This is a genomic window from Burkholderia sp. JKS000303, from assembly GCF_002563755.1.
Classification (GTDB): Bacteria; Pseudomonadota; Gammaproteobacteria; order Burkholderiales; family Burkholderiaceae; genus Burkholderia; species Burkholderia anthina_B.
The window spans coordinates 1,472,368-1,487,120 of the sequence record NZ_PDBZ01000001.1 but is presented as its reverse complement, the minus strand read 5'-3'; the positions used below and the strand labels follow the sequence as shown (position 1 = coordinate 1,487,120).

Sequence of the window (14,753 nt, the reverse complement as noted above, 5' to 3'; positions counted from 1 at the left end):
TCAAGGAGCAAGCTATGGCTGGAATGAAGGAAATTCGCGGCAAGATCAAGAGCGTGCAAAACACGCGCAAGATCACGAAAGCGATGGAGATGGTGGCCGCATCGAAGATGCGCCGCGCGCAGGAACGCATGCGTGCAGCTCGTCCGTACGCGGACAAGGTCCGTGCCATCGCCGCGCACATGAGCCGCGCGAACCCGGAATACCGCCACCCGTTCATGGTGGCGAACGACGGCGTGAACACGGCCGGCATCATCCTCGTCACGACCGACAAGGGTCTGTGCGGTGGTCTGAACACCAACGTGCTGCGTGCGACGATTCAGAAGTTCAAGGAGCTGGAAGAGAAGGGCCAGAAGGTCGAAGCTACCGCAATCGGTAGCAAGGGCCTCGGGTTCCTGAATCGCTTCGGCGCGAAGGTGATGTCGCAGGTCGTGCACCTCGGCGATACCCCGCACCTGGACAAGCTGATCGGCGCGGTCAAGACGCAGCTCGACATGTACTCGGAAGGCAAGCTGTCGGCGGTTTATATCGCGTACACGCGCTTCGTCAACACGATGAAGCAGGAAGCCGTGATCGAGCAACTGCTGCCGCTGTCGTCGGAACACTTCGAAGCGGATGACGGCACGCCGTCGACGTCGTGGGATTACATCTACGAGCCGGACGCACAGGCTGTCGTCGACGAACTGCTCGTGCGTTACGTCGAGGCGCTGGTGTACCAGGCCGTCGCGGAAAACATGGCGTCCGAGCAATCGGCGCGGATGGTCGCGATGAAGGCTGCGTCCGACAACGCGAAGACGGTGATCAGCGAACTGCAGCTCGTGTACAACAAGAGCCGTCAGGCCGCGATTACGAAAGAACTGTCGGAGATCGTCAGCGGCGCAGCTGCTGTTTAAGCGCGCGCTCCGGACGACAACTGCGCCTTTGCGCGAGTAAAGAATCAGGTATTTAAAGGAAAAGCGATGAGTACTGCTGCTTTGGTAGAAGGCAAGATCGTACAGTGCATCGGCGCCGTTATCGACGTGGAATTCCCGCGCGACAGCATGCCGAAGATCTACGACGCGCTCATTCTCGATGGCTCGGAACTGACGCTCGAAGTCCAGCAGCAGCTGGGCGACGGCGTGGTCCGTACCATCTGTCTGGGTGCATCCGACGGCCTGCGCCGCGGTCTGACCGTGAAGAACACGGCAAAGCCGATTTCGGTGCCGGTCGGCAAGCCGACCCTCGGCCGTATCATGGACGTGCTCGGCCGTCCGATCGACGAAGCCGGCCCGATCGAGAGCGATGTGACGCGCTCGATCCACCAGAAGGCTCCGGCGTTCGACGAACTGTCGCCGTCGACCGAACTGCTCGAAACGGGTATCAAGGTTATCGACCTGATCTGCCCGTTCGCAAAGGGCGGTAAGGTTGGCCTGTTCGGCGGTGCTGGCGTGGGCAAGACCGTCAACATGATGGAGCTCATCAACAACATCGCGAAGGAACACGGCGGTTACTCCGTGTTCGCGGGCGTGGGCGAGCGTACCCGTGAAGGGAACGACTTCTACCACGAAATGAAGGACTCGAACGTTCTCGACAAGGTCGCGCTGGTGTACGGCCAGATGAACGAGCCGCCGGGCAACCGTCTGCGCGTCGCGCTGACCGGCCTGACGATGGCCGAGCACTTCCGTGACGAAGGCCTCGACGTGCTGTTCTTCGTCGACAACATCTACCGTTTCACGCTGGCCGGTACCGAAGTGTCGGCACTGCTCGGCCGTATGCCGTCGGCAGTGGGCTATCAGCCGACGCTGGCTGAAGAAATGGGCAAGCTGCAGGAACGCATCACGTCGACCAAGAAGGGCTCGATTACGTCGGTTCAGGCCGTGTACGTCCCTGCGGATGACTTGACCGACCCGTCGCCGGCTACGACCTTCGGCCACCTGGACGCAACCGTCGTTCTGTCGCGTGACATCGCTTCGCTGGGTATCTACCCGGCAGTCGACCCGCTCGACTCGACGTCGCGCCAGATCGACCCGAACGTGATCGGTGAAGAGCACTACTCGATCACGCGTGGTGTTCAGCAGACGCTGCAGCGCTACAAGGAACTGCGCGACATTATCGCGATTCTGGGCATGGACGAACTGTCGCCGGAAGACAAGCTGTCGGTCGCACGTGCGCGTAAGATCCAGCGTTTCCTGTCGCAGCCGTTCCACGTCGCTGAAGTGTTCACGGGCTCGCCGGGCAAGTACGTACCGCTGAAGGAAACGATCCGTGGCTTCAAGATGATCGTCGACGGCGAGTGCGACCACCTGCCGGAACAGGCGTTCTACATGGTCGGCACGATCGACGAAGCCTTCGAAAAGGCCAAGAAGATCTCGTAAGGGTTCGAGTGAGTAGTGCTGGCGTGGTCCGGCCGGGATTGACAGTCCGACTGATAATTCCGGCAGCCACGCCGATTGCGACACGCTCAACCCGCCGTGCATGGGATCGGCGCAGGCGCGCAAGTGCCCGCTCCGATCGACAGGAGTCGATATGGCAACCATCAAAGTAGACGTCGTCAGCGCGGAAGAGCAGATCTTCTCGGGCCAGGCGAAATTCGTCGCGCTGCCGGGCGAAACGGGTGAGCTGGGTATTCTGCCGGGTCACACGCCGCTGATCACGCGGATTCGTCCGGGTGCGGTGCGCATCGAAGTCGAGGGCGGCAACGACGAATTCGTGTTCGTCGCAGGCGGCATTCTCGAAGTGCAGCCGGGCGCCGTGACGGTGCTCGCCGATACCGCGATCCGCGGCAAGGACCTCGACGCGGCGAAAGCCGAGGAAGCGCGCAAGCGTGCCGAGGAAACGCTGCAGAACGCGAAGTCGGACCTCGACCTCGCAAAGGCGCAATCGGAGCTCGCGACCGCGATGGCGCAGCTCGAAGCGATTCAGCGTCTGGCGAAGGTTCGCAGCCGGCACTAAGCCGCGCGCGCGTACCCCGCGAAAGAAAGCAGCCTTCGGGCTGCTTTTTTTTCGCCCGCGGCCCGGGTGGCGCGGTGTTTCGTCCGGTCGTGCTATTTCATCCGTGTGCCGCGATTTGATGTCAGAGTGTCGTCAGCGGAGCGCGGCATCATCCGCAGTGAGGCTGTCCGCCCCAACGGTGGCGGAGCGGGCGCGTGCGTCAGTCGCGCGCCCGGGCCGATCAGACAAAAACGGATGGAGACATTGATGGCAGCAGACCTTGGCAAGGAGGCGCTGATCGCGCCCGAGAACGGACTGTCGTACGTACGCGGCGAGACCGGCGTACCGCTCTCCGAAGCGACGCTCGGCCGCTTCCTGCTCGACACGGCCGGCCGCTTTCCCGATCGTCCGGCCGTCGTGTTCCGCGAACAGCAGGTGCGCTGGACGTGGCGCGAGTTCGCGCACGAGATCGACGTGCTCGCGGCGGGCCTCGCCGCGCTCGGCATCGCGAAGGGCGATTGCGTCGGCATCTGGTCGCCGAACCGCAGCGAATGGCTGCTCACGCAGTTCGCGACCGCGCGCATCGGCGCGATCCTCGTCAACATCAATCCGGCCTACCGGCTCGCGGAGCTCGAATACGCGCTGAACAAGGTCGACTGCAAGGCCGTGATCGCGGCGGAGCGCTTCAAGAGCTCGGCGTACGTCGAGATGCTGCAGACCATCGCGCCCGAGCTCGCGAGCGCGACGCCTGGCGACCTGCATGCGGCGCGCGTGCCGAGCCTGCGCACGGTCGTGTCGATGGGCGAAGTCGCGCCGGCCGGGATGTTCCGCTTTGCGGACCTGATGGCACGCGGCCGCGATACGCTCGACGTCGCGCGGCTCGATGCGATCGGCGCGACGCTCACGGCCACCGATCCGATCAACATCCAGTTCACGAGCGGCACGACCGGCAGCCCGAAGGGCGCGACGCTCACGCACCGCAACGTCGTCAACAACGCGCGCTCGATCGCGATGGCGATGCGCTTCACCGAGCAGGATTCGCTGTGCATCCCGGTGCCGCTGTATCACTGCTTCGGGATGGTGCTGGCGGTGCTTGCGTGCGTGTCGAAGGGCGCGGCGATGGTGTTCCCCGGTGAAGCGTTCGACCCGGTCGCCACGCTCGCGGCCGTGGCCGACGAGCGCTGCACCGCGCTGCACGGCGTGCCGACGATGTTCATCGCGGAACTCGATCATCCGGCGTTCCCGACTTTCGACCTGTCGACGCTGCGCACCGGCATCATGGCCGGCTCGCCGTGCCCGATCGAGACGATGAAGCGCGTGGTGTCGCAGATGCATCTGTCGGAAATCACGATCGCGTACGGGATGACGGAGACGAGCCCCGTATCGTTCCAGAGTTCGACCGACGATCCGCTGGAGAAGCGCACGACGACGGTCGGACGCATCCAGCCGCATCTGGAAGTGAAGATCGTCGATCCGAATGGCGCGATCGTGCCGGTCGGCGCGACGGGCGAGCTGTGCACGAGGGGCTATTCGGTGATGCTCGGCTACTGGGACGACGACGCGAAGACGCGCGAAGTGCTGGTCGACGGCTGGATGCATACCGGCGACCTCGCGACGCTCGACGAGGATGGCTACTGCAACATCGTTGGCCGGCTGAAGGACATGGTGATTCGTGGCGGCGAGAACGTGTATCCGCGCGAGATCGAGGAATTCCTGTTCAGGCATCCGAAGATTCAGAGCGCGCAGGTGTTTGGCGTGCCGGACGCGAAGTACGGCGAGGAGCTGTGCGCGTGGATCGTGCTGCGCGCGGACGAGCACATGACCGAGGACGACGTGCGCGCGTTCTGCAACGGCCAGATCGCGCACTACAAGATTCCGCGCTATATCCGCTTCGTCGACGAACTGCCGATGACGGTGACGGGCAAGGTGCAGAAGTTCGTGATGCGCGAGCGGATGATCGACGAGCTGAAACTCGACGTGCAGAAGACCGCGTAAAGCGATCCGGCGGCGGGAAAAATGCAGCGGCCTGCGGGCCGTTGCGTTTTCTATGGACGAAAAAAAGCGGGCTTATTAGCCCGCTAAAAACCACACGCTACGGGGTTAGCGCGAGGAGACCAAAGTTGAAACCGTGTCCGGCGGGGGGCCGGAAACGACTCCAACAGGGATGCCCCTCGGAAGGGCTTCGGTACGTGACCGACTGGCTCGCAGCGCTTCGCGTCCGCTCACACTTGGCACACGAGACCGCATCCGTGTTGAAACCGTTGAAGCCATTGTGGGCGAATTAATGACCCCTCGCGGTAACAAAGTGTTTCAGGTTGTAACGCCCGCCAGATAAGGCTTTGCGGGATTTTTTGCTGTTTTCGGGGTCCTGAAAAAGGCAATTTTTACCCGTCTTTTCAGCAGAGTTTTCATTGCATGCGCGCGACGCGTTTTTCGTGCGCTTTCGCGTCGGTGAATTGCCGATTTGCACGCCGGAAATCGCATCGCACGACAGATACCACGTATGACGATTGATTCGTCAGAAAGATTTTGAAACGTGATCGCCGCGCGTAATAGTCGGCCATTTGGCCAATTCCGCGGCTTTACGCGATGAGTGCGGCACGCCGATGTGTAACGGTGGTGTGCGTGCTGCAGCCGCGCACCGCCGTCCAAGGCGGGTTTGTCGGCCGGGATCGCGGGGTCGGCGCCCGTTATCGCGCGCCTTCGCCGCGGCCGGATCCGCTTACTTCAGCCACTTGTCGGAGATCGCCTGGTATTCGCCGGTCGACAGCGCGAGGTGCAGCCACTGGTCGACGTACTGCTGGAACACGACGTCGCCGCGCGGCACCATGTACGCCTTCTCGCCGAACTGGAACGGCTTGTCCGGATGCACCGAGCACAGGCCCGGATTCAGCTTTTGCTGCAGCAGCGTCTCGGACGCATCGGTCACCATGACGTCCGCTTTGCCCGCGAGGATCTGCTTGAAGATCGTCACGTTGTCCGGATAGACGGTCAGGTTCGCGTGCGGGAAGAACTGCTTCGCAAAGCGCTCGTTGGTGCCGCCCGGATTCACGATCGCGCGCGTTTCGGGCCGGTCGATCTGCGCGACCGTCTGGTACTTGTCGGCGTCCGCGCAGCGCGCGATCGGCGTCTTTCCGTCGACCACGTACGGCTGCGTGAAGAACGCGCGCTTCTGGCGCTCGAGCGTCGTCGAGACGCCGCCCACCGCGATATCGCACTTCGCGATGAAGTCGTTGGTGAGATTCGACCAGCTCGTCTTCACGAAGTCGGCCTTCACGCCGAGCGATTTCGCGAGCGATTCGGCCATGTCGATGTCGATGCCCTCGAAGCGGCCGTCGGTTCGGTAGAACGAATACGGCTTGTAGTCGCCGGTCGTGCACACGCGCAGCGTGCCGCGCGCGATCACGTCGTCGAGCCGCGAGCTGGCGGCGGGCGCGGCAGCGGCGGCCGAACCGGCCTGCGCATGCGCGGCGGTGCCGCAGAGCATGGCAGCCGTCGTGAGCGCCAGCGTGGCGAGTGTCTTCATCGGTCTCCTCCTTCGTTCGGTTTGATATCAGCGTCCGATCATAACGGAGCCATCGCGCGCGTCATATGGCCGCCATCGCATCGGCATACGCAGCCGCGCGGCCCGGCTCCGGTAAAATGCCGCTTTGCCTTCGCATCGTCGCTCCTACCGTGGCCCATAACCTGCTCAACGACACCTTCCTGCGTGCGCTTCTGCGCGAGCCGACCGACTACACGCCGATCTGGCTGATGCGCCAGGCGGGCCGCTACCTGCCCGAATACAACGCGACCCGCGCGCGCGCGGGCAGCTTCCTCGGCCTCGCGAAGAATCCCGACTACGCGACCGAAGTGACGCTGCAGCCGCTCGATCGCTTTCCGCTCGACGCCGCGATCCTGTTCTCGGACATCCTGACGATTCCCGACGCGATGGGCCTCGGCCTCGACTTCCAGGTCGGCGAAGGACCGAAGTTCGCGCATCCGGTGCGCACCGAGGCCGACGTCGCGAAGCTCGCGGTGCCGGACATCGAGGAAACGCTCGGCTACGTGACCGGCGCCGTGCGCGAGATCCGCCGCGCGCTCACCGACGCCCAGGGCCGCCAGCGCGTGCCGTTGATCGGCTTCTCGGGCAGCCCGTGGACGCTCGCGTGCTACATGGTCGAAGGCGGCGGGTCGGACGATTTCCGCACGGTGAAGTCGATGGCGTATTCGCGCCCCGACCTGATGCACCGGATCCTCGACGTGAATGCGCAGGCCGTGGCCGCGTACCTGAATGCGCAGATCGAAGCCGGCGCGCAGGCCGTGATGATCTTCGATACGTGGGGCGGCGCGCTCGCGGACGGCGCGTACCAGCGCTTCTCGCTGGACTACATCCGTCGCGTGGTCGCGCAGCTCAAGCGCGAGCACGACGGCGAGCGCGTGCCGGTGATCACGTTCACGAAGGGCGGCGGCCTGTGGCTCGAGGAAATCGCGGCGACCGGCGTCGACGCGGTCGGGCTCGACTGGACGGTCAACCTCGGCGCGGCGCGCGAGCGCGTGGGCGGCCGCGTCGCGCTGCAGGGCAACCTGGACCCGACGATCCTGTTTGCGCCGCCGGCTGCGGTGCGCGAACAGGCGCGCGCGGTACTCGACAGCTACGGCAACCATCCGGGCCACATATTCAACCTCGGTCACGGGATTTCACAGTTCACGTCGCCGGATCACGTCGCCGAACTCGTCGACGAAGTGCATAGCCACAGCCGCGCAATTCGTAGCGGAGCGGCAGGCTGAATGCAAGCGGACTTATGCTGCACTGCGGGGTGACGGCGTTTCGCTGTCCGCGCTAAACAGGGCGCAACCCCGCCCCCGTTGCCGATTGCTTGCTTGTCAAGACTTGACTTATGCACATTTTCCACGTTGCAGCGCGGTAGAGCCCTGTATCGGTCGAATTGTCTCGCTATGGTTCGGTAATTTGAATAGCAGCCTTATGGAATAAGGCTCCGCGGGGCGCGACAGCAAGTGGTCGAAAACAGCGGAAAGCACGGCCCCGCGTGCTTCCCGGCTGTTGAGCGGCGAGTTCTCAACAAAGTTATCCACAGGCTGGCCAGGGTATACGGCGATTCCTAATGCGAATCCAAAACTTAGCGCCGAATCTGAAGTTTTACTTTAAGTTCGCCACCTTGATGCGGACGCGGATGCAAGTCGTCCGCATCGCCCGAGTCGCTGCCGGAGTGCAGTGATGGACGGTACCTACCTGCGGGTCGCACTCGACCATCCGCTCGCCACCCTGTTCGACTACCGTTGCAACGTGCAGCCGGCGCCCGAGCCCGGCATGCTCGTGCAAGTGCCGTTCGGCAAGCGGCAGGCCGTCGGGCTCGTCTGCGAAGTAACGACTCACACCGATGTGCCGCCGTCCCGGCTGCGCGCGATCGACGCCATCTGCACCGAACTGCCGCCGCTGTCGCCGGACTGGCTCGCGCTCGTCTCGTTCGCGGCCGACTATTACCAGCGCGGGCGCGGTGAAGTCGCGCTGCCGGCGCTGCCGCAGGCGCTGCGCGACGCGCAGCGCTGGGGGCGGCTGCTTGCGCCCGAGGTCCGCTACCGGCTGACCGACGCCGGCCGCGCTGCGCTTCCCGATGCGCTGCCCGCGCGCGGGGCTGCCCTGCGCCGGCTCGCGCAGGCGCTGGCCGACACCGATTCGCTGACGCCGCCGGATGCGCGCGCGTTGCATCCGAAGGCGGTCGCGACGCTCGACGACTGGGCGGCGCGCGGCTGGGTCGCCGTCGAGGAAATCGGCTGGGCCGATACGGCTGTGCCCAAAGCTGTGGATAACCTGTCGACAACCAGTGGACGAGCTGTGCCGCCGGCGCTCACCGACCAGCAGGCCGAGGCGCTGGACGCGATCCGCGCGGGCCAGGGCTTCGCGCCGTTCCTGCTGCACGGCGTGACGGGCAGCGGCAAGACCGAGGTCTATCTGCACGCGTTGGCGGCGCTGCTCGACGCTCGACCCGACGCGCAGGCGCTCGTGCTCGTGCCCGAAATCAATCTGACGCCGCAGTTCGAGGCCGCGTTTCGCGCGCGCTTCGCGGGCACGCTGGCCGACGACGCGATCGTCACGCTGCACAGCGGGCTCGCCGAAGGCGAGCGTGCGCGCAACTGGCTCGCCGCGCATACGGGCCGCGCGCGGATCGTGCTCGGCACGCGGCTCGCGGTGCTCGCGTCGCTGCCGACGCTGGCGCTGATCGTCGTCGACGAGGAACACGAGCCCGCGTACAAGCAGCAGGAAGGGCTGCGCTATTCGGCGCGCGATCTCGCCGTCTGGCGTGCGAAACACCTCGGCATTCCGGTCGTGCTCGGCTCGGCGACCCCGTCGCTCGAAAGCTGGTGGCAGGCCGAGCAAGGCCGCTACACGCGGCTCACGCTGTCGCGCCGCGCGGTGGCCGACGCGACGCTGCCCACCGTGCGGCTGATCGATCTCGAAGAGGAGCGGCGGCGCGGGCGCGCGTCGATGGGCGGGCTGTCCGGGCCGCTTGTCGCCGCGCTGAAGGCGCGGCTCGAGCGCGGCGAACAGAGCCTCGTCTTTCTGAACCGGCGCGGCTACGCACCGCAGCTCGCGTGCGATGCATGCGGCTGGGTCGCCGGCTGCCCGCGCTGCAGCGCGTACGTCGTGCTGCACAAGCCCGAGCACGCGCTGCGCTGCCACCACTGCGGCTGGGAAGCGCGCATTCCGCACTCGTGTCCGGAGTGCGGGAACGTCGACATCGCGCCGCTCGGGCGCGGCACGCAGCGCATCGAGGAGGCGCTCGCCGAGGCCGTGCCGGGCGCGCGTGTGTTGCGGATCGACGCGGACAGCACGCGCCGCAAGGGCAGTGCGCAGGCGCTGTTCTCGGATGTGCATGCGGGCGAGGTCGACATTCTCGTCGGCACGCAGATGATCGCGAAGGGGCACGACTTCCAGCGCGTGTCGCTCGTCGGCGTGCTCAATGCCGATACGGCGCTGTTCTCGCACGACTTCCGCGCGAGCGAGCGGCTGTTCGCGCAACTGATGCAGGTGAGCGGCCGCGCGGGGCGCGCGGGCCTGCCCGGCGAGGTGCTCGTGCAGACGCGCTATCCGCGTCACGCGCTGTATCACGCGCTCGGGCGGCAGGATTACGTCGGCTTCGCGAATTCGACGCTCGGCGAGCGCCGCGACGCGCATCTGCCGCCGTTCGTCTACCAGGCGCTGCTGCGCGCCGAAGGGCGCACGCTGGAGGCGGCGCTCGCGTTCCTGCAGCAGGCCGCGGCTGCGTTGCCGGGGTTGCCGGGCGCCGATCGCGTGACCGTATACGACGCGGTGCCGATGACGATCGTGAAGGTCGCGAACGTCCATCGTGCGCAGTTGCTGCTCGAAAGCGCGTCGCGGGCCGCGCTGCAGCATGCGCTGCGTGCATGGCAGCCGGAGCTGCGCGCGCTGAAGGGCGTGCTGCGGTGGAGCGTCGAGGTCGATCCGCTCGATATCTGAGTATCCGGGCGGCGCCGGCGCGGCTGTCGCGCTGCCCGTCGCCGTCTTGCTGTCTTGCCGCCCGGCGCCCGGAGCCGACCGCCGGGTCGTCGGGCCACCCATCTCCCGTCTCTCCTGCCCGTTCCGCCCGTTGCGCGCGGATCCGCTCGCGCACCCAGTGCAACCCGTTTTCTCCAGCCGTCGTCCGCATCCAGGGTTGCGCATCTGGGACAAATCGGCCCGATCAGGGAAAACACCGATCCGCCAACCACGGGCAACCCCTAGGTTGCAACCATCTAAGTGGCTGATTATATTGACTAACTTAAGGGTGCAACCGATCTCGCAATTTGGTTGCACCTTTTTATTGCGTGCCGTAGGATTTCGCGCATCCTCTCACACCATATTGCCGGGCTCGCACCGGCGCACGAACCCACCATGGCAAGCACGACTCTCGGCGTCAAAGTCGACGACCTTCTCCGCTCGCGCCTGAAAGACGCGGCAGCGCGTCTCGAGCGCACTCCCCACTGGCTGATCAAGCAGGCGATCTTCGCGTATCTCGAGCGGATCGAGCACGGCCAGCTGCCGCCCGAGCTGTCGGGCAACAGCGGTGTCACGGAGCTGGCCGACGGTCAGTCGACGGATGGCGACGACGACAACTCGCCGCATCCGTTCCTCGAGTTCGCGCAGAACGTGCAGCCGCAATCGGTGCTGCGCGCGGCGATCACGGCAGCGTATCGCCGCCCCGAGCCGGAATGCGTGCCGTTCCTGCTCGGCCAGGCGCGCCTGCCGGCGAACCTGCAGGCCGACGCGCAGGCGCTCGCGACGACGCTCGTCGAGGCGCTCCGCGAGAAGAGCTCGGGCGGCGGTGTCGAAGGGCTGATCCACGAGTTCTCGCTGTCGAGCCAGGAAGGCGTGGCGCTGATGTGTCTGGCCGAAGCGCTGCTGCGCATTCCCGATCGCGCGACGCGCGATGCGTTGATTCGCGACAAGATCAGCAAGGGCGACTGGCGCTCGCACGTCGGCCACGCGCCGTCGCTGTTCGTGAACGCGGCGACCTGGGGGCTGATGATCACCGGCAAGCTCGTCACGACCAACAGCGAAGCGGGCCTGTCGTCGGCGCTCACGCGCCTGATCGGCCGCGGCGGCGAGCCGCTGATCCGCAAGGGCGTCGACATGGCGATGCGCCTGATGGGCGAGCAGTTCGTCACCGGCGAGACGATTTCCGAAGCGCTCGCGAACAGCCGCAAGTACGAAGCGCGCGGCTTCCGCTACTCGTACGACATGCTCGGCGAAGCGGCGACGACCGAAGAGGACGCGCTGCGCTACTACGCATCGTACGAGCAGGCGATCCACGCGATCGGCAAGGCGGCCGGCGGCCGCGGCATCTACGAAGGCCCGGGCATCTCGATCAAGCTGTCGGCGCTGCACGCGCGCTACTCGCGCTCGCAGCAGGACCGCACGATGAGCGAACTGCTGCCGCGCGTGCGCGCGCTGGCGCTGCTCGCGCGCCGCTACGACATCGGCCTGAACATCGACGCGGAAGAGGCGGACCGCCTCGAACTGTCGCTCGACCTGCTCGAGGCGCTGTGCTTCGATCCGGATCTCGCGGGCTGGAACGGTATCGGCTTCGTCGTGCAGGGCTACCAGAAGCGTTGCCCGTTCGTGATCGACTACCTGATCGATCTCGCGCGCCGCAGCCGTCACCGCCTGATGATCCGTCTGGTGAAGGGCGCGTACTGGGACACCGAAATCAAGCGTGCGCAGGTCGACGGCCTCGAAGGCTATCCGGTCTATACGCGCAAGATCTACACGGACGTGTCGTACCTCGCGTGCGCGAAGAAGCTGCTCGCGGCGCCCGACGCCGTCTACCCGCAGTTCGCGACGCACAACGCGTACACGCTGGCCGCGATCTATCACCTGGCCGGCCAGAACTACTACCCGGGCCAGTATGAATTCCAGTGCCTGCACGGGATGGGCGAGCCGCTGTACGAGGAAGTCACCGGCCGCGACAAGATGAACCGTCCGTGCCGCGTGTACGCGCCGGTCGGTACGCACGAAACGCTGCTCGCGTACCTGGTGCGCCGTCTGCTGGAGAACGGCGCGAATACGTCGTTCGTGAACCGCATCGCGGATAAAACCGTGTCGGTGAAGGAGCTGGTCGCCGACCCGGTCGACGAGGCCGCGAAGGTCGTGCCGCTCGGCGCGCCGCACACGAAGATCCCGCTGCCGCGCAACCTGTACGGCGACGAGCGTCCCAACTCGATGGGCCTCGACCTGTCGAACGAACACCGCCTCGCGTCGCTGTCGTCCGCGCTGCTCGCGAGCGCACATCATCCGTGGCGCGCGGCACCGATGCTCGCCGACGATGCGCTCGCCGACGCCCCGGCGCGCGACGTGCGCAACCCGGCCGACCAGCGCGACATCGTCGGCACGGTCAGCGAAGCGACGTCCGAACACGTGAGCGCGGCGCTCGCGCACGCGGTGGCTGCCGCGCCGATCTGGCAGGCGACGCCGGTCGATGCGCGCGCCGACTGCCTGGTGCGTGCGGCCGACCTGCTCGAAGCGCAGATGCACACGCTGATGGGCCTGATCGTGCGCGAAGCCGGCAAGTCGCTGGCGAACGCGATCGCCGAAATCCGCGAAGCGGTCGACTTCCTGCGCTACTACGCGGCGCAGATCCGCGACGAGTTCTCGAACGACACGCACCGTCCGCTCGGCCCCGTGGTCTGCATCAGCCCGTGGAACTTCCCGCTCGCGATCTTCATGGGCCAGGTGGCCGCGGCGCTGGCGGCCGGCAACACGGTGCTCGCGAAGCCGGCCGAACAGACGCCGCTGATCGCCGCGCAGGCCGTGCGCCTGCTGCGCGAGGCCGGCGTGCCGGCCGGCGCGGTGCAGCTGCTGCCGGGCACGGGCGAAACCGTCGGTGCGGCGCTCGTCGCCGATCCGCGCACGCGTGCGGTGATGTTCACGGGCTCGACCGAAGTCGCGCGCCTGATCAACAAGACGCTGTCGGCGCGCCTCGACCCGGACGGCAAGCCGATTCCGCTGATCGCCGAAACCGGCGGCCAGAACGCGATGATCGTCGACTCGTCGGCGCTCGCGGAGCAGGTCGTCGCGGACGTGATGCAGTCGTCGTTCGACTCGGCCGGTCAACGGTGTTCGGCGCTGCGCGTTCTGTGTCTGCAGGACGATGTCGCGGACCGCACGCTGACGATGCTCAAGGGCGCGATGCACGAGTTGGCGCTCGGCAACCCGGACCGGCTGTCGACGGACGTCGGCCCGGTGATCGATGCCGAAGCGAAGCAGACGATCGACGCGCACGTCGCGTCGATGAAGGACAAGGGACATGGCGTCACGCAGTTGCCGTCGCCGGAAGCCTGCGCGCACGGCACGTTCGTGCCGCCGACGCTGATCGAGATCGGCAGCATCGACGAACTGAAGCGTGAAGTGTTCGGCCCCGTGCTGCACGTCGTGCGCTACCGCCGCAGCCAGCTCGACAAGCTGCTCGAGGCGATCCGCGCGACCGGCTATGGCCTCACGCTCGGCATCCACACGCGGATCGACGAGACGATCGCGCACGTGATCTCGAATGCGCACGTCGGCAACATCTACGTGAACCGCAACGTGATCGGCGCGGTGGTCGGCGTGCAGCCGTTCGGCGGCGAGGGGCTGTCGGGCACGGGCCCGAAGGCCGGCGGCGCGCTGTATCTGCAGCGCCTGCTCGCGACGCGTCCGTCGGGGCTGCCGCGTTCGCTCGCGCAATCGCTGATCGCGGACGGCGCGGTCGCAGGCGAGCAGCGCGACAATCCGGCGGCGGCGCTCACCGCGCTGCGCGACTGGCTGATCGAGCAGCGCGAGCCGGCGCTCGCCGCACGCTGCGACGGTTATCTCGCGCAAGTGCCGGCCGGCGCGACCGCGGTGCTGAGCGGGCCGACGGGCGAGCGAAACACGTATACACTCGGCCCGCGCGGCACGGTGCTGTGTGTCGCGGCGACGCCGGGCGGCGCGCGCGCGCAGTTCGCGGCGGTGCTGGCGACGGGCAACCGCGCACTGTTCGCCGGCGCGGCGGGCGAGGCGCTGGTGGCCGCGCTGCCGGCTGCGCTGAAGGCACATGCGGCCGTGCGCAAGCAGGCCGACGTGCCGTTCGACGCGGTGCTGTTCGAAGGCGACAGCGACGAACTGCAGAAGCTCGTGAAGGACGTCGCGCAGCGGCCGGGCCCGATCGTGTCGGTGCAGGGCGTGTCGGTGGGCGCGTTCGAGAATGGCGATGCGGAAGACTACGCGCTCGAGCGGCTCTTGACCGAGCGCTCGGTGAGCGTGAACACGGCCGCGGCGGGCGGCAATGCGAATTTGATGACGATCGGCTGACCATCCTTGCCGTTCGGAT

The 14,753-nt window shown here is 66.4% G+C and carries 8 protein-coding genes; 7 read left to right on the top strand and 1 reads right to left on the bottom strand.

Annotated features, from left to right (window positions below; all coding sequences use genetic code 11):
- Positions 1-14: 14 nt before the first annotated feature.
- The 4 genes from atpG to BX604_RS07105 all read left to right on the top strand — a co-directional run bounded on the left by atpG (position 15) and on the right by BX604_RS07105 (position 4,902).
- A complete protein-coding gene (gene atpG / locus BX604_RS07120) occupies positions 15-890 on the top strand; it encodes a F0F1 ATP synthase subunit gamma (protein ID WP_098550145.1) in 876 nt (291 codons plus the stop codon).
- Between the two features lie 66 nt (positions 891-956).
- Positions 957-2,351: a F0F1 ATP synthase subunit beta gene (atpD, locus tag BX604_RS07115; RefSeq protein WP_098550144.1), complete on the top strand. Its 1,395-nt coding sequence runs from the start codon at positions 957-959 to the stop codon at positions 2,349-2,351.
- A gap of 151 nt (positions 2,352-2,502) precedes the next feature.
- Entirely contained in the window at positions 2,503-2,928 is a 426-nt protein-coding gene (locus tag BX604_RS07110; RefSeq protein ID WP_096506708.1) for a F0F1 ATP synthase subunit epsilon, read from the top strand.
- 246 nt (positions 2,929-3,174) lie between these two features.
- Positions 3,175-4,902 (top strand): AMP-binding protein, encoded by a 1,728-nt coding sequence (locus BX604_RS07105; RefSeq protein ID WP_098550143.1) that lies wholly within the window; start codon positions 3,175-3,177, stop codon positions 4,900-4,902.
- A gap of 727 nt (positions 4,903-5,629) precedes the next feature.
- Here the strand turns inward: BX604_RS07105 and BX604_RS07090 are convergent.
- A complete protein-coding gene (locus BX604_RS07090; protein WP_098550141.1) occupies positions 5,630-6,433 on the bottom strand; it encodes a transporter substrate-binding domain-containing protein in 804 nt (267 codons plus the stop codon).
- A 149-nt stretch (positions 6,434-6,582) separates the two neighbouring features.
- On the opposite strand from BX604_RS07090, the gene hemE reads away from it, so the two are divergent.
- The 3 genes from hemE to putA all read left to right on the top strand — a co-directional run bounded on the left by hemE (position 6,583) and on the right by putA (position 14,734).
- Positions 6,583-7,677, top strand: coding sequence for a uroporphyrinogen decarboxylase (gene hemE, locus BX604_RS07085; RefSeq protein WP_279609014.1), 1,095 nt, complete (start codon positions 6,583-6,585; stop codon positions 7,675-7,677).
- Between the two features lie 448 nt (positions 7,678-8,125).
- A complete protein-coding gene (locus BX604_RS07080) occupies positions 8,126-10,387 on the top strand; it encodes a primosomal protein N' (RefSeq protein WP_098550139.1) in 2,262 nt (753 codons plus the stop codon).
- Between the two features lie 414 nt (positions 10,388-10,801).
- On the top strand, positions 10,802-14,734 hold the full coding sequence (gene putA, locus BX604_RS07075) for a trifunctional transcriptional regulator/proline dehydrogenase/L-glutamate gamma-semialdehyde dehydrogenase (RefSeq protein WP_098550138.1): 3,933 nt from the start codon (positions 10,802-10,804) through the stop codon (positions 14,732-14,734).
- The last annotated feature ends 19 nt before the right edge of the window (positions 14,735-14,753 follow it).